The organism is Dokdonella immobilis (assembly GCF_900115085.1).
Classification (GTDB): Bacteria; Pseudomonadota; Gammaproteobacteria; order Xanthomonadales; family Rhodanobacteraceae; genus Dokdonella; species Dokdonella immobilis.
This window is the reverse complement of the sequence record NZ_FOVF01000070.1, coordinates 1-1,825: the sequence shown is the minus strand read 5'-3', so window position 1 is coordinate 1,825 and position 1,825 is coordinate 1. Positions and strand designations below refer to the sequence as shown.

Genomic DNA, 1,825 nt, shown 5'->3' with positions numbered 1-1,825 from the left:
GCCGAATGGCGGCGCGGGTTCCGATGACGTTCGATGCGTTGCGGCTTCGTTGTTGGTTCAGCCGCGATGCGTTTGCATTCGCGGAACCTGCGAGCGTGGGTGGTTTTCCTGAACCACCGTGGCCAGGAGTTTGGGCGGCAGAAACTTCGGAGAGCGCAGTCGCAGCCCGAAGCTTTCTGCCGCCCAAGTTCCTAGAGCGGCGTCGGATCGAATCCGTTGGCGAAGATGCGATCGGTCACCACCGGGATAAAGGCGACGCGAACGCCGCAGAAGCGCAGGCTCGAGTCGTTCTGCGAGCCGAGGTTGGCGACGATATTGACCGGCGACGACAGCGGGCTGACCACGTAGGTCAGCTCGGGCGACAGGCTCGAGCCGTAGCCGCTGCTGTCGATCGAGTCGACCGAGGCCAGCTCGGTGAAATTGCCGGCCGCGTCGTATGTCGTGAAGAACGCCGTGACCAAGCCGCTTGAGTCGTCATAGAAGTACAGGCGCACGAATTTCACGATCGAGCCGGCCGGCAACAACAGCTTGTGCGCGAAGCGGGCCTCAGTGCCGCCGGTCTTGCTGATGCAGCCATTGCCCGGATAGCTGAACTCCGCCTGGCTTGAGAAGGGAATGAAGCTCGATCCGGCGATCTGCAGGTATTCGTAGCCCGCGCCGTTGATCTGTTCCGGTGTCTGCGGTGGGGCAAGCATTTGTCCCGGGTCATCGCCGGGGGCGGCATGCGCACGGCCGAGACCGAGACCGAGGACCAGGCCCATGAGGGCGGCCAGTCCGATCGCCGGTATCAGCCAGCTTCGGCCAGCGGGGTGGCATGGATGATCTGTCGTCCGTTTCATGTCGGCACCTCCCTCAAGGCTGCGAGATGAAGAGGCGGGCGCCGCAGAAGCGCAGACCCGCATCCATGGTCGCAGTCAGCACGTAGGACCCCGAGATGTTGTCGATGAACACGGACGCCGGCGCGGCGAAAAACTCACTCGAATAGCCCGACTCCAGGGTCGATGTGCCGGTAATCAGGTCGCTGGTGCCGCCGCCGCCGTTGTAATTGGTGAAGAAGACGCCAACGCTGCCGGCCGCGGCCATGTCGTAGTAGTAGAGGCGTACGCCGAGCACTTCAGTGCCGCTCGGCAGCTGGACGTCAGTGGTCACGGCGGCATCGCTGGAAGTGCAGCCGGAGCCCGGATAGCTGACCGTCTGCGCGCTGGTCCGCGGAGTGAACGCGGAGCCTGCGACAAAGACGTACTGGTCGGAACCGGACGGCGCGGCGGCGAGGCGCGCATCCTCGTCCGGGCCTGGCGCATGGGTGTAGTTGAAATTCTGCGGCTCCGGGAAGCCGGGCCCTTCCGACGAGGCTTCGTTGGCGGACGCGGTCGTGGCGGCCAGGGCGAAAAGGATGGCGGTGGCGCCGGCGAGTTTCAGGTTTGACATGACTCCTCCCGAGAGTGGATTGAATGCGCTGGATCAGCCGCAGACCGACCATAACGTCCGCGCCGCGAGTGCCTGTGCGACCCAGTTCGGGTCACGACTGCCAACTGGTTCACACTTTTTGGCCGAGCGGGATCGCGCAGCGGGCGGTATTGCGCCGCCCTGCGGGGGTTGCCGCGGCGGCGCATCAGTCACAGGTATCGGAGATCGGCAAGGCGGTCATCGAACCGGTTGCCGCGCAACAGTCAGCGGCCTGGGCCTGGCGTCCGGCTCGGGCGGGAAGATGGCTTTCCCGGTTCGCTAGTTGTTGAGGTTCGATAGGTTGTTCCGCGGAATTCGACTGATGGGTGATTTGTAGCTGAGGGCGGAATGAGGTCGGTGGTGATTGTAACGGTGTATC

The 1,825-nt window shown here is 64.2% G+C and carries 2 protein-coding genes; both read right to left on the bottom strand.

Translation table 11 applies throughout. From position 1 onward, the window contains the following. Positions 1 to 191: 191 nt before the first annotated feature. Positions 192 to 839, bottom strand: coding sequence for a hypothetical protein (locus BM125_RS19555; RefSeq protein ID WP_139225144.1), 648 nt, complete (start codon positions 837 to 839; stop codon positions 192 to 194). Positions 840 to 852: 13 nt separating this feature from the next. Next, entirely contained in the window at positions 853 to 1,428 is a 576-nt protein-coding gene (locus BM125_RS19550; protein WP_092411123.1) for a hypothetical protein, read from the bottom strand. Between the last annotated feature and the right edge of the window lie 397 nt (positions 1,429 to 1,825).